14 protein-coding genes, 1 tRNA gene and 1 pseudogene are annotated in these 21764 nt (G+C 64.3%); 10 read left to right on the plus strand and 6 right to left on the minus strand.

Annotated features, from left to right (window positions below; genetic code table 11):
• Window positions 1-575, plus strand: a pseudogene (locus JS536_RS06050) (transposase); the annotation flags it as partial.
• A 10-nt stretch (window positions 576-585) separates the two neighbouring features.
• Here JS536_RS06050 and JS536_RS06055 read toward each other — a convergent pair.
• Window positions 586-1689, minus strand: a complete 1104-nt coding sequence (locus JS536_RS06055; protein ID WP_214356218.1) for a bile acid:sodium symporter family protein — start codon at window positions 1687-1689, stop codon at window positions 586-588.
• Window positions 1690-2067: 378 nt separating this feature from the next.
• On the opposite strand from JS536_RS06055, the gene JS536_RS06060 reads away from it, so the two are divergent.
• A tRNA-His gene (locus JS536_RS06060) sits at window positions 2068-2140 on the plus strand.
• A 300-nt stretch (window positions 2141-2440) separates the two neighbouring features.
• A complete protein-coding gene (locus JS536_RS06065; protein ID WP_214356219.1) occupies window positions 2441-3466 on the plus strand; it encodes an aminotransferase class I/II-fold pyridoxal phosphate-dependent enzyme in 1026 nt (341 codons plus the stop codon).
• Between the two features lie 201 nt (window positions 3467-3667).
• Here the strand turns inward: JS536_RS06065 and JS536_RS06070 are convergent, their stop codons facing one another.
• Together JS536_RS06070 and JS536_RS06075 are read right to left on the minus strand one after the other, a co-directional pair.
• A complete protein-coding gene (locus JS536_RS06070; RefSeq protein ID WP_214356220.1) occupies window positions 3668-4828 on the minus strand; it encodes a glycosyltransferase in 1161 nt (386 codons plus the stop codon).
• A gap of 136 nt (window positions 4829-4964) precedes the next feature.
• Window positions 4965-6158 carry an aminotransferase class I/II-fold pyridoxal phosphate-dependent enzyme gene (locus JS536_RS06075; RefSeq protein ID WP_214356221.1) on the minus strand — a complete coding sequence of 398 codons (1194 nt, stop codon included), beginning with the start codon at window positions 6156-6158 and terminating at the stop codon, window positions 4965-4967.
• Window positions 6159-6343: 185 nt separating this feature from the next.
• On the opposite strand from JS536_RS06075, the gene purT reads away from it, so the two are divergent.
• The 5 genes from purT (at window position 6344) to JS536_RS06100 (ending at window position 14870) form a co-directional block, all read left to right on the plus strand.
• A complete protein-coding gene (purT, locus tag JS536_RS06080; protein WP_214356222.1) occupies window positions 6344-7651 on the plus strand; it encodes a formate-dependent phosphoribosylglycinamide formyltransferase in 1308 nt (435 codons plus the stop codon).
• A 79-nt stretch (window positions 7652-7730) separates the two neighbouring features.
• Complete coding sequence (gene purC / locus JS536_RS06085; protein ID WP_214356223.1) at window positions 7731-8480, plus strand: phosphoribosylaminoimidazolesuccinocarboxamide synthase; 750 nt, start codon at window positions 7731-7733, stop codon at window positions 8478-8480.
• Window positions 8481-8695: 215 nt separating this feature from the next.
• The gene (locus tag JS536_RS06090) at window positions 8696-12448 is read left to right on the plus strand and encodes a phosphoribosylformylglycinamidine synthase (protein WP_214356224.1); all 3753 of its coding nucleotides are present in this window, start codon (window positions 8696-8698) and stop codon (window positions 12446-12448) included.
• A gap of 336 nt (window positions 12449-12784) precedes the next feature.
• Complete coding sequence (locus JS536_RS06095) at window positions 12785-14191, plus strand: beta-propeller fold lactonase family protein (RefSeq protein WP_240544284.1); 1407 nt, start codon at window positions 12785-12787, stop codon at window positions 14189-14191.
• 91 nt (window positions 14192-14282) lie between these two features.
• Window positions 14283-14870 (plus strand): uracil-DNA glycosylase family protein, encoded by a 588-nt coding sequence (locus JS536_RS06100; RefSeq protein ID WP_214356225.1) that lies wholly within the window; start codon window positions 14283-14285, stop codon window positions 14868-14870.
• Here the strand turns inward: JS536_RS06100 and JS536_RS06110 are convergent.
• The gene (locus tag JS536_RS06110; RefSeq protein WP_240544285.1) at window positions 14856-16409 is read right to left on the minus strand and encodes a Na+/H+ antiporter NhaC family protein; all 1554 of its coding nucleotides are present in this window, start codon (window positions 16407-16409) and stop codon (window positions 14856-14858) included. The genes JS536_RS06100 and JS536_RS06110 overlap by 15 nt on opposite strands.
• Window positions 16410-16855: 446 nt before the next feature.
• On the opposite strand from JS536_RS06110, the gene JS536_RS06115 reads away from it, so the two are divergent.
• The gene (locus JS536_RS06115; protein ID WP_214356226.1) at window positions 16856-17833 is read left to right on the plus strand and encodes an aldo/keto reductase family protein; all 978 of its coding nucleotides are present in this window, start codon (window positions 16856-16858) and stop codon (window positions 17831-17833) included.
• 117 nt (window positions 17834-17950) lie between these two features.
• On the opposite strand, the gene JS536_RS06120 is transcribed toward JS536_RS06115, so the two are convergent.
• Window positions 17951-18169 carry a hypothetical protein gene (locus JS536_RS06120; RefSeq protein WP_214305430.1) on the minus strand — a complete coding sequence of 73 codons (219 nt, stop codon included), beginning with the start codon at window positions 18167-18169 and terminating at the stop codon, window positions 17951-17953.
• A 255-nt stretch (window positions 18170-18424) separates the two neighbouring features.
• Window positions 18425-20074: a type VI secretion protein ImpB gene (locus JS536_RS06125; protein WP_214356227.1), complete on the minus strand. Its 1650-nt coding sequence runs from the start codon at window positions 20072-20074 to the stop codon at window positions 18425-18427.
• A gap of 169 nt (window positions 20075-20243) precedes the next feature.
• Between JS536_RS06125 and purF the strand changes: the two genes are divergently transcribed.
• A complete protein-coding gene (gene purF / locus JS536_RS06130) occupies window positions 20244-21758 on the plus strand; it encodes an amidophosphoribosyltransferase (protein WP_214305428.1) in 1515 nt (504 codons plus the stop codon).
• Window positions 21759-21764: the final 6 nt, after the last annotated feature.

The following is a 21764-nucleotide window of genomic DNA, read 5'->3' on the forward strand; positions in this document are numbered from 1 at the left end:
ACACGGACTTCATCACCCACCTCCAACAGCTCGACATCCAGCAGACCAGAAGCCGCCCCTACAGGAAGAACGACCAGGCCACCGTCGAATCCCGCAACAACCACGTCGTACGCAAACACGCGTTCTACTACCGGTACGAACTCGCCGAACTCGACCTGTTGAACGAGCTGTGGCAGCTCGTGAGCGTCAAGGTCAACCTGTTCACCCCGTCCAAGAAACCCGTGGGACGCTCCAGCACCCGCGACGGACGACCCCGGCGCGTCTACGACCAGCCCACGACCCCATGGGAGAGACTCAAACGATTCGACGAGCAGGACCGGGCCGACGGCGGCACCGGGTTCATCCTGCCCGAGCGACGCGACCAGATCGAACGTCTGATCGCCGAGACAAACCCGGCCGAGCTCGTCCGCCGCATCCACGCCATCCAGGACCAGCTCGAGGACATGGCCGCTCCACGAACCCGACGCCTCGAGAAACGCGTCGGCCCCGACATGGCATACTTGGACAGGACACTCGCCAAGATCGCGGGCGTCCGACCGGAAGACCACAACGAAACACCAGCCGACACCGACTAGGATTTCGCGCTCACTTCCAGTGAGGCACCACTCCCGGTTTCGCGCTCACTTTCAAATGAGGCACCTCGGCAGTGGCCTTGTCCGCGTCGAAGGCGTGCACGGAATCGGCACCCTTGGCGGAACCCTTCTCGCCGTTGTCGGAATCCCAGTGGATCTCGTGGCGGTCATCGTGGTTGCGCCACCAGCTGGACAGGATGGAGCCGGAGATGTTGTGCCACACGGAGAAGAAGGTGGACGGCACGGCGGCGATCGGGTTGGAGGCGAAGGAGGTCAGCGCCAGGGTGGCGCCCAGGGCGGAGTCCTGCATGCCGACCTCGAAGGTGATGGCCTTCTGCTGCGCGTAGCGGAAGCCCTTCGGGTAGATCTTGTACATCAGCTTGGAGAAGCCGAAGCCCAGCGCGTAACCGGAGAGGTTGTGCAGGATGACGACCGGGATGGCCATGAGCGAGGAGGCGACGAACAGCTTCGGACCGTTGGCCGCGACCACCACGCCGATGATCAGAAGAATGGCGACCTGAGAGACGATCGGCAGGGCGACGGTGATCGTCTCTATCTTCTTGCCGAAGATCATATGGCAGATCACACCGAGTGCGATCGGGAAGAGCACGACCTTGACGGCGTTGAGGAACAGGGACTCGACCGGCACCTGCACGTACTGGGAGGCCAGCCACTGCATCAGCAGCGGGATCATGAACGGGGCGCACAGGGTGGAGAGGATGCCGATGGACACGTCGAGTGCCACGTCACCGCGGGACAGATAGCTCATCACGTTGGAGGAGGTGCCGGACGGGCAGCAGCCCACGAGGATCACACCCACGGCCAGCGGGCCGTCGAGGCGGAAGATCCAGCAGAGCAGCACGGCGATGAGCGGCATGATCACGAAGTGCGCGATGGTGCCGACGATGACCATGAGCGGCTGGGTGAGGATGCGCTTGAAGTCGTCAAGCGTCAGCGTCAGGCCCATGCCGAAGAGCACGATGCCCAGCATGTAGCCGGTGTACGCCTTGCCCCACAGGCTGGCCTGCGGCACGAAGTAGTTGAAGACGGCCCAGACGATGACGATGACCGTGAACCATTTGGTCAGCCAGTCTGCAAAAGCCTTAACCTTTTCCATGTGTTTCTCTCTCTGTTACGTAATTTCAGCGAAGTAACATCGCATGAAATTAAGCGTGTGAAGCTTGACACGAAACATATTGCTCACATTGTGGGCACGCGGCCGTCCATTCGATTCATTTTTGGGGCTTCCGCCAAACACGACGCCCCGAAGTTGTCGGCTTCGTCAAATCATCGGGAAATCCTTGGTGATCGAAGCCAGGTACGACGCATGAGACCCGACCTCCCCGGACCAGAACGGCGAAAGGCCCGGAAATCGGCGGTTTTCCGCGCTGCTGCACCTTCGCACCACCGACGCGACACGCCGATGTGCACGCTACCGAAAAAGTGTGTATAGTATCCATCTGTTGTCTTCCAGTCCTGCTGGGAAACAAACATGGTGGCCATAGCTCAGTTGGTAGAGCATCTGATTGTGGTTCAGAAGGTCGCGCGTTCGAGCCGCGTTGGCCACCCCGCTAAGACCCTTCCGTTTTCGGAAGGGTCTTTTGTTTTTCCGAGCTGCTATCCGCTCGATTCCTCACGCGGATCACCTATAGCCTCACTATGTACGCGGACGAACGAGGGTGCCGCGTACATAGTGAGGATTCATATGGCCAAACCCTCACTATGTATGCGGCCTCATGGTTACGCCGCGTACATAGTGAGGGTTTGAACCGGCTCAATATGCCATATCAGCTCTGTACCAAATCAAACGAGTCAGCGTTGTAGACTCGGGGCTATTGCCTCACGAGGCCCAAAAAGAAGGATTCGCAATGCTGTCTTTTGAAAACGACTATTCCCGCGCCGCCCATCCCGCGGTCATCGACGCCGTGGCCAAGGCCAACGAGCACCTGTATTCCGGCTATGGCTCCGACGAGCTCACCGAGCAGGCCAAAGCCAAGATCCGCGAGGCCTGCGGCGTGCCGGATGCGGACGTATGGTTCCTGGTGGGCGGCACTCAGGCGAACCAGGTGGTCATCGACACCATCGCCCCGGCGTACGCGGGCGTGGTGGCGGTCGCGTCCGGCCATCCGAACGTGCATGAGGCCGGCGCCATCGAGTACGCGGGGCACAAGGTGCTCACGCTCCCCCATCACAACGGCAAGATGGACGCGAGCGAACTGGACGAATACTGCCAGACCTTCTACGCGGATGCCAACCATGAGCACATGGTCTTCCCCGGTTCCGTGTACGTCTCGCAGAGCACCGAATACGGCACCATCTATTCCAAGGCCGAGCTCGAGGCGATCGCCGAGGTGGCGCATCGTTACGACATGCCGCTGTTCGTGGACGGCGCACGCCTGGGATATGCGCTGACCGCCACCGGTGGCGACATGACGCTGGAGGACGTGGCGCGCATCGCGGACGTGTTCTACATCGGCGGCACCAAGGTGGGCGCCCTGTTCGGCGAGGCCGTGGTGTTCACCAAGCACAACACGCCGAAGCATTTCCTGACGCGCATCAAACAGCACGGCGCGTTGCTGGCCAAGGGCTTCGTGCTGGGCGCGCAGTTCGACGCCCTGTTCACGGACGGCCTGTACTTCAGGATCGCCCGCAACGCCAACGAGGCGGCCGACCGCATCCGCGAGGCATTGCGGGCCAAGGGCTACCAGCTCACGTTCGACGCGCCCACGAACCAGATCTTCGTAACGCTCGACCAGCCCACCATCGAGCGTCTGGGGCGGGACATCAAGCTCGGCTTCATGGAGAAGGCCGACGACACGCATACCGTGATGCGCATCTGCACGAGCTGGTCCACCACGCCGGAGGAGGTCGAGCAGCTCATCGCGCTGCTGTAAGGGCATGAGGCCCGTCGCATGGCGCACCCTGCGATGAGCTCCTTTAGGGAGCTGTCGCTGACGGCTCCCCTCAGTCGCTTTCAGCGACAGCTCCCCTCAGAGAGGGGAGCCAGTTTAGGTGGATTTTGCGGCTCCCGGCTCCCTTCTTTGAGAGGAGCTGTCAGCGCAGCTGACTGAGGGGCTTTTCCTGCCCCGCGGCCGTCACTCCGCTATCGCCTCGCGTTCCATGTCCACGAACTTGTGCACGGACGCTTCCACGGAGTAGTGCTCCTTGGTGTGTTCGGCGTACTTGGCGCCCCATTCGGCGCGCTCGGTCTGGTGCGCAATCCACCAGTCGATGCGGCGGGCCAGCAGCGCGGCGTCCCGCACGGGGAACAGCGATTCGTCCAGCAGGGCGAACTGGCTGGCCGCGGACAGTTCGGACGCGGCGATGATCGGCACCAGACCGCAGGCCATCGCCTCGATGACGCTCACGGATTCGATGTCCGCGATGGAGCAGTGGACGAACAGATCGCCCGAACGCAGCAGTTCGGGCATCTCGGAGTGCTTGTGGAACCCGATCTCCGCCTTGCGGGCCAGGAGTCTGCCGGCTCGGAAGGTCAGGTAGCGCCGCAGCGGTCCGGTGCCGGCGATCACCAGCTGGATGTCCCCGGCATGGCGGGACATGGAAATCGCCTTGATGAGCGTGATCTGGTCCTTCTCATGGGCGAGGCGCCCCGAGGCGATGATGCGGAACGGCACCGGCGTGGGCGCCTGCGGGTCGACCGGCTCCTTGGGCGAGTAGGCGGGTGAATAGCCGTTGGAGATGACGTGCAGCCGGGCCTTGTACCCGTGCGAGCGCAGCAGGCTCGCGGTCATTTCGGTGGGCACGTGGATGTGGTCGACGCGCTTGTACAGCCAGTGCTTGAACAGCCAGTACAGGAATCCGGACACGCCGGGGATGTGGCGCAGCGGCCCCGCGGAATACAGCACGTTCTCCGGCTGCAGATGGAAGCCGGCGGTGACGGGGATGCCCATCTGACGCGCCACCTTGGCGGCATGGCGGCCGAATTTGAACGGCATGTAGATATGCACCACGTCCACGCCCTGGAAGGCGGTGCGGAACAGCGTGTCGCTCGGTTCGGCGAACTGCATGAGCTGTTTGGATGCCACCCAGGAGACCAGCGGCACCTTGTTCACACGGGCCGGGTATTCGGGGGCGCCGATGCCCACGAGCCTCACACGATGACCCTGCCGTTCGAGTTCGGCGGCCCATTGCAGCGCCGAATTGGAGGTGCCGTTGCCCTGGTTGCCCACCGTGTCCACCACGAGGGCGATGGTCAGCGGCCGGTCGATGCTCTCTTCGTTCCCTTTTTCGCGCATTGCCTCATCTTAGGTCACGCCCGTACGCGATCGGGGGATGGGAAAGCTTGCGAACCGCCGGCTTCGGCAGGAATCGTGTGGCGAAGCGCGGATTGCCTAATTTATGGTATGTACGACGCATGCATCCACACGTACGCTACTGCGCGTCCAGCGCACGTCGGATGCGGGCCACGGCCTGATACAGGTCCGCGGTGTGCTTGAGCAGACTGATGCGTACCCACCCCTCGCCTGCCTCGCCGAAGCAGGAACCGGGCATGAGCGCCACGCCGGCCGTGTTGAGCAGCCAGTCGGTGAACGCGGCCGAACCGTCCCGCGCGAAGGATTCCGGCACGCGGGCCCAGGCGAACAGTCCGCCCTGAGCCTCGGCGACCTCCAGTCCGCTGCCGGCCAGACCGTCGCGCACCACCTCGAAGCGATGCTGGTATTGAACGGCCAGCTCCGCCACCGTGGACTGGTCGGAGGCGAGCGCCACCGCACCCGCCTGCTGGATCACGCTGGACGCCAGCACGGCGGTCTGCCGGTGCACGGCCTTGACCGCCGCAAGCACCTCGGCGTTGCCGGCCACGAATCCGCCGCGCCAGCCGGCCACCATATACATCTTCGAAAGCGACCCCAGCTCCAGCGCGACATCCAATGCGCCGGGCGTCTCCAAGAGGCTCAGCGAGCGCGCCCCGACGAACTCGAGTCCCGCGTAGGCGAAATCGTTGAGCACGACGAATCCATACTGCCTGGCGAGCCGCACGGCGGTTCCATACAGTTCGGGCGTGGCGGCGGCACCGGTGGGGTTGTTCGGGTAGTTGAGGATGAGCAGTTTGGCGCGCGTCCAGAGCTCCGGATCCACGGCATCCAGATCGGGAAGGAACCCGCGGTCCGCTTCGGCGGGAATCGTCTCGAACCGTCCGCCGGCCACCGCGGTGGATCCTTCGTACTGCGGATAATAAGGATCCACGGCCACCACGGTGTCGCCGGGGTCGATGAGGGCCTGAATCACCGTGGCGATGCCCACCGATGAGCCGGATGTGGCGAGCAGTTGTGTGGCGGAATCCACGGTCACGCCGTGCTGACGGCCGTACCATCCGGCGATCGATTCGAGAAACGCCGGCACGCCGTCGAACGGCGGGTATCGGAAGAACGAGGGATCGTGCGCGGCGTGGGCGAGCGCGTCCTGGACGAATGCCGGCGGCTGCCCGTCGGGATTGCCTTTGCTCAGGTCGATGACGTCCTTGCCGGCGGCGACGGCGGCCGCGGCGCGTGCGTCCGCCTCGGCGAAGGGGTTGCCGGGCAGTCCTGCCGCCCGCTTGGAAATCAGTGCCGCGTTCCGCGCTGGCATGCCGCATCCCCCTCGCCGTGTTCCGTATGAAGCCCCTTGAAACGTTGGCCCGACCGCGATGAACATATCGGCCGGTGATTCATAAGGTACGACAGGCCGGGCATGCCTGCAACGGCGTGTCTATACGCATGGTTTATGACGGGTTACAGACGTCAAAATTCGTGCGGCATGGCAGAATGTGGGATATGACTGAGCATGCTGTGAACACTTCCGCGGCCTCCGCCGCAGATTCCATCTCCTCCCCCGCCGCCGCCCGCCCGCTGGGCACGCCGTTGGGCAAGCGCCCCACCCGTGTGCTGTTCCTGGGCTCCGGCGAGCTGGGCAAGGAAGTCACCATCGAGCTGATGCGCCTCGGCGCGTGGGTGTGCGCCGCCGATTCGTACGCGGGCGCGCCGGCCCAGCAGGTGGCCCACGAGTACCGCGTGCTGGACATGGCGAACGCCGCGGAGCTCAAGGCCCTGTTCGACGAGGTCAGGCCGGACATCATCGTGCCCGAGGTGGAGGCCATCGCCACGGACGTGTTGGCCGGGGCCGCCGCTGCCGGCGCCCAGGTGGTGCCGAGCGCCGAGATCGCGGCCATCTGCATGGACCGCGAACGCCTGCGCGTGCTGGCCCATGAGGAACTGGGCCTGCCGACCACGCCGTACCGTTTCGCTGGATCGCTGGAGGAGCTGCGTGCGGGCGCCGAGGAGGTCGGCTATCCGTGCGTGGTCAAGCCGGTGATGAGCTCGTCCGGCCACGGCCAGTCCGTGGTGCGTGCCGCCGACGCGATCGACGCCGCGTGGACGGAGGCGCAGGAGGGACGCCGCGCGTCCGGCGAGGGCGATGTGTCCCGCGTGATCGTGGAGGCGCTGGCTCCCCTGGAGCGCGAGTTGACCGTGCTGACGGTCTCGTCGTCGGCCGGCATCGTGACGTGCGCCCCGATCGGCCAGCGTCAGGAATCCGGCGACTACCGTGAGTCGTGGCAGCCGGCAGCCGAACCCGACGGCGAGGCCGAACGGGCGCAGGATATCGCCCGCACCGCCGTCGAGGGGCTGGTGGCCAAGGCCAAGGCGGCCGGCGAAACCGGCTGGGGCGTGTTCGGCGTGGAGCTGTTCGTGCTGACCGACGGTTCGATCCTGTTCAACGAGGTCTCCCCCCGCCCGCACGACACGGGCATGGTGACGATGGCCTCGCAGCGGCTGAGCGAGTTCGCCCTGCACGCCCGCGCGATCCTGGGTCTGCCGGTCACCGCCGGGCATGTGGCGTTCGCCCTGCCGGCCGGAGAGGTGGCCGCGAGCCATGCGATCGTAGTCGCCGGCGACGGCGAGGCCGAGTTCACGAACGTGGCCGAGGCGCTGGCCGAGCCCGGCACCGACCTGCGTATCTTCGCCAAGCCGGAGGTCCATGGCCACCGTCGCATGGCCGTGGCGCTCGCCGTCGGACAGGGCGAGGCCGACGCCCGCGTCAAGGCCGCCCGCGTGGCCGAGACGCTCGACATCGACGTGCGCTGAGCCACGTCGTTATCCCCGGCGATTGGTACCCTTTTTACCGTTAGTTCACCCAGAAATTCCGCTGATTTGAAAGGCGATCATGGAGAAACTGGAAAAGCTCTACGAGGGCAAGGCCAAGCAGCTGTACGCAACCGACGACCCGGAGATCCTGTGGGTCGAATACAAGAACACCGCTACGGCCGGCGATGGCGAGAAGAAAGAGGACTTCACCGGCAAGGGCCGCCTGAACAACCTCATCACCACCATCATCTTCGACCTGCTCAAGGCCCGCGGCATCGACAGCCACCTCGTCAAGCGCGTGAACGACACCGCCCAGCTGGTGCGCAAGATCGACATGTTCCCGCTGGAGATCGTGCTGCGCAACACCGCCGCCGGCCACTTCTGCTCCCGTCTGGGCGTTGAGGAAGGCCTGCCGCTCAAGGAGCCGGTGCTCGAGTACTTCCTCAAGAACGACGACCTGCATGACCCGTTCGTGAACGACGACGATCTGGTGGCCCTCGGCGTGTGCACCCGCGAGGACCTGGCCGAGATCGCCCCGCTGGCCCGCAAGATCAACGAGGCCCTCATCGACATCTTCGCCAAGATCGACGTCAAGCTCGTGGACTTCAAGATCGAGATGGGCCGCGCCTCCGACGGCACGCTGCTGCTGGCCGACGAGATCACCCCGGATTCCTGCCGTCTGTGGGATCAGCGCGACCACTCCGGCAAGGTGGAGCACCTGGACAAGGACCTGTTCCGCCGCGGTCTGGGCTCCATCATCCCGGCCTACGAGGAGATCGAGTCCCGTCTGGCCGAGCTGGCCAAGTCCGAGGGCATCGAAGTCGCCTGAGCGATTCGCCGGGGCGGCATTACAGACATAATCACTGGCTCCCCTCGCTGAGGGGAGCTGTCGAACGTAGTGAGACTGAGGGGAGCAGTGGGATGACCGTTCATCTGCCGTCTGCTCCCCTCAGTCAGCTTCGCTGACAGCTCCCCTCGGCGAGGGGAGCCGATTCTTTTTCCCCAGACTTTTTCATCGTTCATCCCCATCAAGAAAGGATTCCCATGGTTTTCCGCGTATACGTGGAGAAGAAGCCCGGCTTTGACGTCGAGGCCCAGCAGCTCGCCGGCGAGCTGAAGACCATCCTCGGCATCTCCGGCCTCAAGGCCGTGCGCATCGTGAACCGTTACGACGTGGAGGGCATCAGCGAGGAGCTGTTCGCCCAGGCCACCCCCACCGTCTTCAGCGAGCCGCAGGTGGACGACGTCTCCGCCGACCTGCCCGACTTCGGTTCGGCCAAGGTGTTCGCCACCGAGTTCCTGCCCGGCCAGTTCGACCAGCGCGCCGATTCGGCCAGCGAATGCATCCAGCTCATCTCCCAGGGTGAGCGCCCCACCGTGCGTTCCGCCAAGGTGTACGCCCTCGAAGGCGAGCTCACGGACGCGGACGTCGAGGCCATCAAGCATTACGTGATCAACCCGGTGGAGGCCCGCGAGGCCAGCCTGGCCACCAAGGACACGCTGAAGACCCAGGTGCCCACGCCCGGCAAGGTCGAGGTCATCGCCGGCTTCAACGAGATGGACGCGGCCGCCGGCCAGAAGTTCATCGACGAGCGTGGCCTGGCCATGGACCTCGCCGATCTGGAGTTCTGCCAGAAGTACTTCGCCGAGGAGGGCCGCGAGCCCACCATCACCGAGATCAAGGTGATCGACACCTACTGGTCCGACCATTGCCGCCACACCACGTTCGGCACCGAGCTGGACGAGGTGAACATCGACGACGCCGTGGTCAAGGCCGCCTTCGAGCGCTACCTCGAGATGCGCCACGAGCTGGGTCGCGACACCAAGCCGGTGTGCCTCATGGACATGGGCACCATCGGCGCCAAGTGGCTCAAGAAGAACGGCATCCTCACCGGCCTGGACGAGTCCGAGGAGATCAACGCCTGCACCGTCAAGGTCAAGGTTGACGTGAACGGCCATGACGAGGACTGGCTGTTCCTGTTCAAGAACGAGACCCACAACCACCCCACCGAGATCGAGCCGTTCGGTGGCGCGGCCACCTGCATCGGCGGCTGCATCCGCGACCCCCTGTCCGGCCGCTCCTACGTGTATCAGGCCATGCGCGTCACCGGTGCCGCCGATCCGACCGTGCCGGTCTCCCAGACGCTCGAGGGCAAGCTGCCGCAGCGCAAGCTGGTAACCACCGCGGCCGCCGGCTACAGCTCCTACGGCAACCAGATCGGCCTCGCCACCGGCCAGGTGGACGAGATCTACCACCCGGGCTACGTGGCCAAGCGCATGGAGGTGGGCGCGGTCGTGGCCGCCACCCCGGCCGATCACGTGCGCCGCGAGACCCCGGCCCCCGGCGACAAGATCATCCTGCTGGGCGGCCGCACCGGCCGTGACGGCATCGGCGGCGCCACCGGCGCGTCCAAGGCGCACAACGTAGAATCGCTGGAACTGGACGGCGCCGAGGTACAGAAGGGCAACGCCCCGGTCGAGCGCAAGCTGCAGCGCCTGTTCCGCCGCGGCGACGCCTGCCGACTGATCAAGCGCTGCAACGACTTCGGCGCGGGCGGCGTGTCCGTGGCGGTCGGCGAGCTGGCCGACGGCCTGTACGTGGACCTCAACACCGTGCCCAAGAAGTACGAGGGCCTGGACGGCACCGAGCTGGCCATCTCCGAATCGCAGGAGCGCATGGCCGTGGACGTGGCCGCTTCCGATGTCGATGAATTCCTCGGCTACGCCCGCGAGGAGAACCTCGAAGCCACGGTGATCGCCACCGTGACCGAGGACCCGCGCATGGTGATGACCTGGAACGGCGACGAGATCGTGAACCTCTCCCGCGAGTTCCTGGCCTCCAATGGCGCCTCCAAGCACCAGATCGTGCACGTCGAGGCCCAGCAGGCGTACGAGGTGCCGGCCGCATGGCGTTCCGGCTCCCTGGCGGAGCGCATGCACGCGCTGGTGACCGACCTCAACGTGGCCTCCAACAAGGGTCTGTCCGAGCGCTTCGACTCCACCATCGGCGCGGGCACCGTGCTCATGCCGTTCGGCGGCGTCAAGCAGCTCACCCCGAACGAGGCCATGGTGGCCAAGTTCCCGGTGTTCGGCGAGACCACCACCGCCTCCGCAATGGCTTGGGGCTTCAACCCGTACATCATGGAGAAGAACCAGTTCACGGGCGCGTACCTGTCCGTGGTCGAGTCGCTGGCCAAGCTCGTGGCCGCCGGCTTCGAGCATGAGAAGGCGTACCTGAGCTTCCAGGAGTACTTCGAGAAGCTGCGCGACGAGCCGGAACGCTGGGGCAAGCCCACGGCCGCCGTGCTCGGCGCGCTGATGGCCCAGGTGGATCTGGGCGCCGGCGCCATCGGCGGCAAGGACTCCATGTCCGGCTCCTTCGAGGATCTGGACGTGCCGCCCACGCTGATCTCCTTCGCCGTGGCGGTGGGCAACATGAAGCGCGCCACCTCCCCCGAGTTCAAGGGTGCCGGCCACCGCATCGTGCGCATCGCGCCGCGTTACCTGGCCGACGGCATCACGCCGGACAAGGACGCGCTGCTCGAGGCGTTCTCGCTGGTCGAGGAGCTCACCGACTTCCACACCGCGCTGGCCGTGTCCACGCCGAGCTACGGCGGCACCGCCGAGGCCCTGTTCAAGATGACCGTGGGCAACGGCATCGGCGTGGATCTGAACGACGGCATCGCCCTGGACGACCTGTTCGCCCCGGCGTACGGTTCGTTCATCGTGGAGCTCAAGGACAACGAGAAGATCCCGGCCGTCTCCAACCTGGTCGAGGTGGGCGAGATCGGCGTGACCACGGAGGCGTACGGCTTCCGCGCCGCTGGCGAGACCATCGACCTGGCCGAGCTGCAGAACGCCTGGGAGGGCGGCATCGAGTCCGTGTTCCCGTACCGTTCCAAGGGCGACGAACAGGGCAAGACCGTGGAGACCATCGACTTCCACACCGAGGCCGCGGGCGTCAAGAAGACCGTGTACGTGGGTGCTCCGGTGGCCAAGCCGCGCGTGATCATCCCTGTGTTCCCGGGCAACAACTGCGAGTACGACTCCGCCGCCGCGTTCGAGCGCGCGGGCGCCGAGGTGTCCACGCTCATCGTGAACAACCTCACGCCGGCCGCCGTGGCCGAGTCCACGCAGCAGCTGGTCGAGGAGATCGCCAAGAGCCAGATCGTGATGATTCCGGGCGGCTTCTCCGGCGGCGACGAGCCGGACGGCTCCGCCAAGTTCATCACCGCGTTCTTCCGCGCCCCGGCCGTCACCGAGGCCGTGCGCGATCTGCTGAAGAACCGCGACGGCCTGATGCTCGGCATCTGCAACGGCTTCCAGGCGCTCATCAAGCTGGGTCTGGTGCCGTTCGGCGACATCGTGCCGATGACCGCGGAATGCCCGACACTGACGTTCAACACCATCGGCCGTCACCAGAGCCGCCTGGTGCGCACGCGCGTGGCCTCCGACCTGTCCCCGTGGCTGTCCAAGACCTCGGTGGGCGACGTGCACACGGTGGCCATCTCCCACGGCGAGGGCCGTTTCGTGGCCTCCGACGAGGTGCTGGCTTCCCTGAAGGCCCATGGTCAGATCGCCACGCAGTACGTGGACGAGGCCGGCGTGCCCGGTCTGGATCTGGCGGTGAACCCGAACGGCTCGCTGCTGGCCATCGAGGGCATCACCAGCCCGGACGGCCGCGTGTTCGGCAAGATGGGCCACTCGGAGCGTTCGGGCGAGGGCCTGTACGCCAACGTGCCGGGCAACAAGTACCAGCCGATCTTCGAGGCCGGCGTGGAGTACTTCGCCGCCTGATGAGGTTGCGGTTGCGATTACCGTCGTGGCTGCAACCTGACCGGCGTTAGAGGCCGTTTCCTGCCAGAAGGGCATCTCTTCTAGCAGGAAACGGCCTCTTTTGCGTCTTTCAGCGATCGTTTCAGGATAGAAGCAGGTGGCTTCTGGCACCAAACGATCGCTGAAACGGCGAAATGCGATTGTTTGATGCCAGAAGACGGGTGCTTCTAGCATCAAACGTTCTCTTTTTAGGCACAAGGCTGTCCTGCTCGGCCTATAGCAGGGCGGCGGAGCCACCATTTGCCAAAAATCGCCGGAGGCCGTTCTCCGCGGAGTAGATTGAATGCCATGCATGACATGAATGATTCAATTCTGACACTGGCAGTTGGCGGGTTCGGAGCGACGCGAGGCTCCTCCTGCCCGGGCATCGAATCGGTATCGGTACGAATTGCGCACGATGACGGCACGTCCGGCAACGACGGGGACGCAGCATCGGATACCGCGGCATCGTCCGTGACGCTTCTCAAAGATGGCCTGCTGGCCGACGTCCCCTCCCCTACCTGGATCGAGCGCGACGGCGATTTGCTGTACGCCGTGCTCGAGGATACGAACGAAGTGGCCGCGTTCCGCATCGGACGAGACGATGCCGCAAACGTTGGCAATGAGGCCAACGATGCCGCCACGGACGGTTCCGGCGAGCGCATGGCCGTGCCCGCCCTGATCGAGTTGTCCCGCGTGGCGGCGCAAGGCGTCAGCCCGACCCATGCGGCGATCGCCATCGACGATCTCGGCGCCAAGCATCTCATCGTGGCCTGTTACGCCGACGGGCATGTCAGCGTATTCCCGATCGCGTCCGACGGCGCGGTTCTGGATGCCGCACAGGTGCTGACCGGCGAAGGCCATGGCCCGCTGCCGGCTCAGGAGGGCCCGCACGCGCATTGGATTCTGCCGTTGCCGGACGGACGTGTGCTGTCCACCGACTTGGGCGCGGATCGCATCTACGTGCATCGGTGGAACGCCGGAGTGCTGGAGCGCGTCGGCGCGGTGGTTTTGGCGCCTGGCACTGGTCCGCGCGATATGCATCTGCTGCCGGTCGCCGGTGATACGCGCACGCAGTGGCGTGTGGCCGTGGTCGATGAATGGGGCAATACGGTGACGCTGCTCGGCCCGGAGTCTGTAGGCACAGGCGACTCGCGTAAGGCCGACACGAATCTTGGCATCGTTCCCGAACATGCCGGCGATCACGGCGAGACCGTTGTCGCCATGGGGCACTCGGCGGATGGCATCGCGGTGTTGCAGACCGTTGATCTTGGCGGTGATCCCCTGGATCAGGCGGCATCGCTGGCATTTGTGCCGTGGTCCTCGTTGCGTGGCGATGCTCCTGATGCCGATGCCGACGGCGACGGCGACGGTAAGGCCGGAACGCATGACATCACGTACGATATCGCGCATGATTCCGAGGTTGAGCCGTCGATTGCCGGCATCGCATACGTCGGATTGCGCGGGTCGGAACGTATCGTGGCGCTGGACTGGGACGGCGAGCGCCTGTCCCGCTTGGCCCCGACCGACGAACCCGGCTGGCGAGGCCGCGGCATCGACTGCGGTGGCAGTCGTCCGCGCCATATCCTGCCGGTAGGCGACCTGCTGCTGGTGGCGAACGAGGTCTCCAACAACCTGACCGTGTTCCGACTTGCAGCCGACGGCACGCCCATCCATGCCACCGATCTTCCGTCCGGCTCCCCCACCGTGTTCGTGAGGCTGTGACGAGGAACCTCTCTTGTCCTGTCAGTCAGCTTCCCTGCCAGAGACGCTGACGGCGTGGTCGACTGAAAGGCAGCCCCGTAGGTTACACAATATGAGCGAATACACACATGTCGAGCACGGGTTCGGACCGGTGTGGGATGCCGAATCGCGGTTGCTGATTCTGGGTTCCATGCCGAGTCCGAAATCCCGTGAGGCGTCGTTCTACTACATGCATCCGCGCAACCGGTTCTGGCCGGTTATGGAGGCGGTATTCGCCGATGCCGTCGGTTCGGAATCCGCATCATCGCCGCACACGATCGGCAAATCCGAAACGCCCGACTCCGCCGGAGATACGCCGGAATCCCGCCGTGCATTCGCCCTGCGCCACCATTTCGCGCTGTGGGACGTGATCGCCTCCTGTGATATCACCGGGGCGTCCGATTCCAGTATCCGCAACGCCATGCCGAACAATCTGACGCCGATACTGCGCGCAGCACCGATCACGCGCATCTTCACCACGGGCGCGAAATCGGCCCAGCTGTACCGCAAACTCATCGAACCGCGTCTGACGGAAGCCGGCATCGCCATCCCGATGACCCCGCTGCCTTCCACCAGCCCTGCGAACGCATCGATGCGGCTGGACGATCTTGTGGCCGTCTACCGCAAGGCCATGCGAACCGCACTGTCAGACCTGAGCTGACGCGCTTTTCCCGGCAATCAGTTCCCCGACGATGCGCAATAGGGGCAGCAGATACAGGAAGACCGCGGCGAACAGGCTCGACGTGGGCGCGTTGATGGTGGCCAGAGGCACGGCGCCGGCGATGGCCCAGGGCACCAGCGGCGCGAGGACCACGGCGGAATCCTCGATGGCGAGCGCGAGCCGCGCGCGATCATCCGCATCGGTCGCGGCTGCGGTGTTTGCGGGACTATTTGTGTCGGCGGCATCGACGACGCTGCCTGCGTCACCGCTTGTTGTATCTCGCTCGCCGGTGTTGTTCCCGCTACTCGGCGCGAAACCCGTCCCACCGTCCGCGGCATCGGCAATACGCTTGCTTCCGTCGTATGCGGCATCGTGACGATACAATCCCCCGCACAGCTGATGGGTCAGCATGATGGCCAACGTCTGGTTGCAGGCGAGCATGGCCGCGCCGACTGCCGTGATGATGGTGGCTGTAACGGTTCCGATACGGCCGGCCAATGCCGATATCGCGTGCTGCAGGCGGTCAAGCATATGGGTCTGCATGAAGATGCCGGAGTAGGCGGCGGAAATGCATACGATCGCCATCACGGTGAGCATGGAGACCATACCCCCGCCGTCGAGCAGTGCGGCGACCTGCGGATCGTCCGAACGATACCCGAATACCAGCAGCTGCAGCAGATCCGGCAACCCCATGCCCTGAACGCCGATGCAGACCGCCGTCGAAGCGGCGATGCTGGCGAGCATGATCAGGCGTACGTCAAGCCGCATCAGTGCAAGCGCTATCACGACTATCGCCGGCAGCACCGTGAGCCAGTGCAGGTGGAAGGTCGAGGAGAAAAGCGCGGCGATATCCGTTGCGCCGTCCGCGACTGCGGATTGTCCAGCCACGGTCGCCGATCGCGATGCGCCGGATCCCGAACCGTAATGCGCATCCGGCACCGCGGCCGCTCCGTAGACAAGGCAGCTCAGTATGAATGGCACGGCACCGGTGCGTACCATGCGTCCGAGATTGTCGAACAGGTTGGTGTGTGTGAGCTGGGCGACGAGCAACGCGCTGGTGGACACGGGCGAGCAGCGGTCGCCCACATAGACGCCGGCCAGGATCGCACCGCCCAATATCACCGGGTCGGCATTCATGGTCAGGCCGAGCGACATGCAGATCGTGCCCATCGTGGCCGCGCTGGCGAAGGAGGAACCGGTCAGCACGGACATGCCCGAACATAGGAGGAAGCTGAGGGGCAGCACCGTTACGGGATGGATGATTGTGGCCGCATGGGCCACGATGTATGCGATGGTGCCGCTGGCTCGCCACAGTGAAGTGAGCAAGCCGATCAGCACGAAGGTGACCAGCACGGTCGATGCGGCACGCATGCTGCCAGCGGCATGAACGGCTATGCCCCGCAACGGGACTTTCCGCACCAGACCGTAGCCGGTGAACAGCAACACGCCGATGAGAAGGGCGGGAATGATCGACCAGCCGAATCCCACACTGACGAACAGCACCGCACAGAACATCAACATCGTCAGCGCTTCCGCCATATGTCCTTCCCTTCCCGGCACCGGCATGATGATTCCCATCCGAACTACCCCTCAGTCGGCTTCGCCGCCAGCTCCCCTGACAAGGGGAGCCAAGAATAAGGGCCATGTCAATCTTGATGTAACGGCCTTCCGCAATGGGTATGCAGCAGGCCGCCGCACTGATACCGCATACCAAGATACAAGAGCAAAGCCGTCGGAGCGGCCGGATGCTCATCCGGCGCGGCTATGCGAAGCCGATGCGCGTCTGGGCACGACACGCGCGGAGGCGTCGCCGGGGTTTGCGTTCAAGTGTGGTTGAACTGTTTCAATAGGGATCGTTAATAATTGTTAGCGCTCACGGACACACCGTGATGTTATCGATAAACAAGCATGCGCGCCGCGGTGCATGTGCGGAAAACGTATCCGCACTCTCACGGCGCACACCACACAGCAACGAAGGAGCAACAATGAAGTATCGCAGCGTTGGCAAGTCCGGTCTGAAGATCAGCGAGATCGCACTGGGCAGCTGGGTCACGGATCTCAAGGGCACGGCGGCCGAGGATGTAGCCAAGCAGACCGTGAAGCTGGCGTACGATAACGGCGTCAACTTCTTCGACTGCGCCGACGCCTATTCGGGCGGCGCGGCCGAACGATTCCTTGGCGAAGTGCTCAAGGAGTACCCGCGCAAGGAGCTTGTGATCTCCAGCAAGGTCTTCTTCCCCACCGGCGAGGGCGTGAACGACCGCGGTCTGAGCCGCAAGCACATCTTCGAGAGCATCGACCAGACGCTGGAGAACATGCAGCTCGATTACCTCGACATGTACTTCTGCCACCGTTTCGACGAGACCACCGATCTGACCGAGACGCTGCGCGCGATGAGCGACCTGGTGGCGCAGGGCAAGGTCCTCTACTACGGCGTGTCCGAGGAATGGGGCTCCGCCCGTCTCGAGGAGGCGCAGCGCATCATCGACCGCTACAACCTGTACCCGATCACCGTGGTCCAGCCGCAGTACAACCTCAACGACCGCTACATCGAGCATGAGATCATGGACACCTGCCGCAAGCTCGGCATCGGCATCACCACGTTCTCCCCGCTCGCCCAGGGCCTCCTGACCGGCAAGTACCGCAAGGGCCAGCCGCTGCCGGCCGGCTCCCGCGCCACCTGGCAGTCCGACCACCAGATCAACGACCTGCTCACCGACGAGAACCTCGACAAGGTGGAGCAGCTGCGTACGGTCGCCGACGAACTCGGCACGAACCTGCCGGTGCTCTCGATGGCCTGGATCCTGCAGCATCCGGAAATCAGCTGCGTGATCGCCGGCGCATCCAAGCCCAGCCAGCTCGAGAACAACCTCAAGGCCTCCGGCTTCGTGATTCCGGCCGATGCCATGGCCGAAATCGACAAGATCACCGGTTTCCACCGTTTCGAGCGTCACGTCGGCTGACGATTTGGAAGCGCGGGTGCGGGTCATAGCGGATCGGTCATGACCATAGCCCTTCCGGGAGGGTGCTTTCACACGGGAGCACCCTCCCGCTCTTTATGGCCTCCTATGCACCGACTCCTATGCACCGAAATCGCGGTCGTACTGGCTGTTCTCCCGAATTATGGCCTCCTCCATGTCATGGGCGGTTTGCGCGATGACCTGGTCATAGCCGGACAGGGCCGCAAAGGGCATGAACTGCGCGGCCCGTTTATGCCGGGACATATGCGGATGCCTGCGCGACTGATGATGCGGCATATCGATGATGTCGTCGTATCGATGCGTTTCCTGCAATGTCAACGGAGTTCCCCTTTCTTTTCTCTCCGATTCCCCAGAAGGAAACCTTCTTATTACGGTGGTGGCCCTGCAATCAACGACGGACTACGTCCGCCTTTCACCGGCTCGCCTCACGGCTCGCACACCACCTACAAACAACCCACCGGGTTGTTTGCTTAACGGTGGTGGTCCGGTAATCAGGGATAGGCTACGCCCAACATCCCTCGGCTCGCCTCACGGCTCGCACACCACCTACAAACAACCCACCGGGTTGTTTGCTTAACGGTGGTGTCCCCCAATCTGATTATTGCGTTCTATGCCGGTGGCTCCTTTCTCCATGTTCATGGCTTTGACTACGGCGTTTTTGCCGAACCGTTGCTTGATATCCAGCAGGGCGCGTTCTATGTCCTCCGCATGGGAGTTCTTTTCGCCGGCTAAAGCCTTGGCGGCCGGCGCCCACCGCAACGATTCACCGCCCCCGCCCGCTTCCCCGCGGATTCCGGCTTCCATCGACTCGGTCTCCGCATCGGCGAACAGATCCAATTGTTCATATCGTTTGCCGGCGGCCAGTTCCTCGGGCGTGGTCAGATCGTCCGCGACCACGGTCAGGCGGCGCACCAGCAGCAGCGGATCGGCAATGCGCTCGAACAGCATCGCCATCGCCGTGCGAATACGGTCGGCGGACGCGGTGAAATCGCCCAGCCCGATGGACCCGACCGCGGGTTTGGGCACCTTGCGACCGTAATGGTCATAGACCACCGGGCCTTTGTATTCCCTTGCCGCCCGTTCCGCCAGCCGGCGCATCGCCGGTTCCTCGCAATCGTCAAGCCTGTCCGGATCAAGGCTGCCGGCGTCATACCCCACAACAAGCATCAGGCGGTTCGTTCTCACGCCTTTGCCCACCAGGTCGAGGGCGAGCGCATCCGCCATCTCCTTGGTGATCAGCCGCGCCGTATGCCATACGGCCGGACCGGTGAGCACCTGGCCGATGCTGGCGCTGTGCGCATCCGGCTCATAGGATTGGATGTCCGCGATGGTGCACGGCTCCCAACCCCACGCATGGTCGATGAGCAGTTCGGCGTTCACCCCGAACATGCGGTACAGCAGGTCCTCGTTGTAATAGTCGGAGGCCCGGCCCACCGAGCACCGGGCGATATCCCCCATCGTCAGCAGCCCGGCCCGTTCCAGCTTGCGGGCGTATCCGCGTCCGACACGCCAGAAATCGGTGAGCGGCCTGTGGTTCCACAGCAGCCGACGGTAGGACATCTCATCCAGCTCGGCCACACGCACGCCATCCCGGTCCGCGGGCATGTGCTTGGCCACGATGTCCATGGCGACCTTGGCCAGGTACATGTTCGCCCCGATGCCGGCCGTGGCCGTGATGCCGGTCGCATCGAGGATGTCGCGCACGATGGCACGGGCCATCTCGTGCGGCGTCATGCCCAAGGCCATGAGATACGGCGTGGCATCGATGAACACCTCGTCGATCGAATAGACGTGGATGTGCTCGGGTGCCGCGTATTTCAGATAAATGCCGTATATCTGCCCGCTGATCTGCAGATAGTGGGCCATGCGGGGTTTCGCGATCACCATCGCGGCCTTCAGCAACGGCGTACGTTCCAGATCGCGCACATCGCACGATTCACCGACGAAACGGCCACCGGGAATCGCCGCCGCCCGCAGGGCGTTCACCGCCCCCAGCCGCTGCTTCGCCTCGAACAGGCGCGGACGGCCGGGAATGCCATACGCCTTCAACGAGGGCGACACGGCCAGACAGATGGTCTTGTCCGTCCGCGTCTCATCCGCCACCACCAGATGCGTGGTCAGTGGGTCGAGTCCGCGCGCCGCGCATTCCACCGAGGCATAGAAGGACTTCAGGTCGATGGCCAGATACGTGCTCCGACGCCCGCCATGCGCTGATGCCGTCATGACCATCACCCCTTTCCCCGCCATGCGCAACCACCTGATGTTCGATTCGTTGTTCCAACACCATAGCACAACCTTCGAACATTTGTTCGACACGCCGCGAGCGTCGATGTAGTCGCCGATTGGTAGGGTTAACAGGTAGTGAACCCCCTGCTTGAAAAGGAGCTTTGGCTTGTCGGCTGAACTCGAAGACATTCACGAGGAATGTGGCATCTTCGGCGTATGGGGCCATCCCGACGCCGCCCGACTCACCTATTTCGGCTTGCACGCACTGCAGCATCGCGGTCAGGAAGGCGCAGGCATCGTCTCCAATGACCACGGTCACCTCATCGGCCACCGCGGACTGGGCCTGCTGACCCAGGTGTTCGGCGACGAGCGTGAAATCGAGCGCCTCAAGGGCGACCGCGCCATCGGCCATGTGCGGTACGCCACCGCCGGTTCCGGCACCACGGACAACATCCAGCCGTTCATCTTCCGCTTCCACGACGGCGACGTGGCCCTGTGCCACAACGGCAACCTGACCAACTGCCCGTCGCTGCGCCGCAAGCTGGAGGACGAAGGCGCGATCTTCCACTCCAACTCGGACACCGAGGTGCTCATGCACCTCATCCGCCGCTCCCTGCAGCGCACCTTCATGGACAAGCTCAAGGAGGCGCTCAACACGGTCCACGGCGGCTTCGCCTACCTGCTCATGACCGAGGACGCCATGATCGGCGCGCTCGATCCGAACGGCTTCCGTCCGCTTTCCCTGGGCAAGATGAAGAACGGCGCGTACGTGCTGGCCTCCGAGACCTGCGCCCTGGACGTGGTCGGCGCCGAACTCGTGCGCAACATCCGTCCCGGCGAGATCGTGGTGATCAACGACCACGGCTACAAGATCATCCAGTACACTAACAACACGCAGCTGGCCATCTGCTCGATGGAGTACATCTACTTCGCCCGCCCGGATTCGGACATCTACGGCGTCAACGTGCACTCCGCCCGCAAGCGCATGGGCGCGCGTCTGGCCGCTGAATCCCCGGTGGACGCGGACATGGTGATCGGCGTGCCGAACTCCTCCCTGTCCGCCGCGTCCGGCTATGCCGAGGCCGCCGGCCTGCCCAACGAGATGGGTCTGATCAAGAACCAGTACGTCGCCCGCACGTTCATCCAGCCCACGCAGGAGCTGCGTGAACAGGGCGTGCGCATGAAGCTGTCCGCCGTGCGCAGCGTGGTCAAGGGCAAGCGCGTCATCGTCATCGACGATTCCATCGTGCGCGGCACCACCTCCAAGCGCATCGTGCAGCTGCTCAAGGAAGCCGGTGCGGCCGAGGTGCACATGCGCATCAGCTCCCCGCCGCTCAAGTACCCGTGCTTCTACGGCATCGACATCTCCACCACCAAGGAGCTCATCGCCGCCAAGATGAGCGTGGAGGAGATCCGCGAGTTCATCGGTGCCGATTCGCTGGCCTACCTGTCGTTGGACGGCCTGGTCGAGTCCATCGGACTCAATGCGGACGCCCCGTATGGTGGCCTGTGCGTCGCCTACTTCAACGGCGACTACCCCACCGCCCTGGACGACTACGAGGCCGACTTCCTCAAGTCCCTCACGCCCGAGGACCGCGTGCGCCTGCCTGAATTCGCGCTGTACAAGAGCAAGTACATCGGCAACGAGTACAACACCGTGCAGCCTACCGAGTCCGAGTGACCGTCA

Source organism: Bifidobacterium sp. SO4 (assembly GCF_018555355.1).
In the GTDB taxonomy this organism is placed as follows: domain Bacteria; phylum Actinomycetota; class Actinomycetes; order Actinomycetales; family Bifidobacteriaceae; genus Bifidobacterium; species Bifidobacterium miconisargentati.

Excerpts from the sequence above, each read along its gene's own strand:
- purT (WP_214356222.1), top strand. The coding sequence starts at position 6,344 with ATGACTGAGCATGCTGTGAACACTTCCGCGGCCTCCGCCGCAGATTCC.
- JS536_RS06090 (WP_214356224.1), top strand. The coding sequence starts at position 8,696 with ATGGTTTTCCGCGTATACGTGGAGAAGAAGCCCGGCTTTGACGTCGAG.
- JS536_RS06070 (WP_214356220.1), bottom strand. The coding sequence starts at position 4,828 with ATGCGCGAAAAAGGGAACGAAGAGAGCATCGACCGGCCGCTGACCATC.
- JS536_RS06115 (WP_214356226.1), top strand. The coding sequence starts at position 16,856 with ATGAAGTATCGCAGCGTTGGCAAGTCCGGTCTGAAGATCAGCGAGATC.
- purC (WP_214356223.1), top strand. The coding sequence starts at position 7,731 with ATGGAGAAACTGGAAAAGCTCTACGAGGGCAAGGCCAAGCAGCTGTAC.
- JS536_RS06095 (WP_240544284.1), top strand. The coding sequence starts at position 12,785 with ATGAATGATTCAATTCTGACACTGGCAGTTGGCGGGTTCGGAGCGACG.
- JS536_RS06055 (WP_214356218.1), bottom strand. The coding sequence starts at position 1,689 with ATGGAAAAGGTTAAGGCTTTTGCAGACTGGCTGACCAAATGGTTCACG.
- JS536_RS06075 (WP_214356221.1), bottom strand. The coding sequence starts at position 6,158 with ATGCCAGCGCGGAACGCGGCACTGATTTCCAAGCGGGCGGCAGGACTG.
- JS536_RS06065 (WP_214356219.1), top strand. The coding sequence starts at position 2,441 with ATGCTGTCTTTTGAAAACGACTATTCCCGCGCCGCCCATCCCGCGGTC.
- JS536_RS06125 (WP_214356227.1), bottom strand. The coding sequence starts at position 20,074 with ATGACGGCATCAGCGCATGGCGGGCGTCGGAGCACGTATCTGGCCATC.
- JS536_RS06100 (WP_214356225.1), top strand. The coding sequence starts at position 14,283 with ATGAGCGAATACACACATGTCGAGCACGGGTTCGGACCGGTGTGGGAT.
- JS536_RS06110 (WP_240544285.1), bottom strand. The coding sequence starts at position 16,409 with ATGGCGGAAGCGCTGACGATGTTGATGTTCTGTGCGGTGCTGTTCGTC.